The sequence below is a fragment of the Vibrio sp. 10N.286.46.A8 genome (assembly GCF_041470165.1).
GTDB lineage: Bacteria > Pseudomonadota > Gammaproteobacteria > Enterobacterales > Vibrionaceae > Vibrio > Vibrio tasmaniensis_A.
The window spans coordinates 1-457 of sequence record NZ_JBFRLX010000155.1 but is presented as its reverse complement, the minus strand read 5'-3'; the positions used below and the strand labels follow the sequence as shown (position 1 = coordinate 457).

1 protein-coding gene is annotated in these 457 nt (G+C 44.4%); it reads right to left on the bottom strand.

The features are described from left to right. Positions 1–279 precede the first annotated feature (279 nt). The coding region (locus tag AB4232_RS15445) for a cob(I)yrinic acid a,c-diamide adenosyltransferase (RefSeq protein WP_372087468.1) at positions 280–457 on the bottom strand (178 nt) is incomplete at its 5' end.

Below are 457 nucleotides of genomic sequence, written 5' to 3'. Positions count from 1 at the left end.
TGAGAAAACTAGAGATGCAGTTAATGGTTTACTCAAAGGCTTGTTTAACTAATCACTATTTTAAATAAATAGCATATAAAAAGCGCCACTCCTTATTACGAGGAATGGCGCTTTTGTTTGGCTGCCGATAATACCCAAGAGAGATTCCCTATGAAGCTCGTCCCTCGCATTAGGGAATGACGATCGGTGCTAGTCCTTTATTTAGGGGAGTAACACTGAAGAGTCGTCATCCTCGAGAGGGAAGAATGACCGAGTCGGGGATCTCTAGTCGAAAGGCTGTTACCAATCCACACCTTGCAGAGCTTTTACACCAGACTCAAAAGCGTGTTTAACGTTACGAACTTCAGACACGGTATCGGCCATGTCCGTTAAAGTTCGATGCGCTCCACGGCCTGTGATGATCACTGATTGCATTTTAGGGCGGTTATTCAGAGCTTCTACCACTTCATCCAATTCA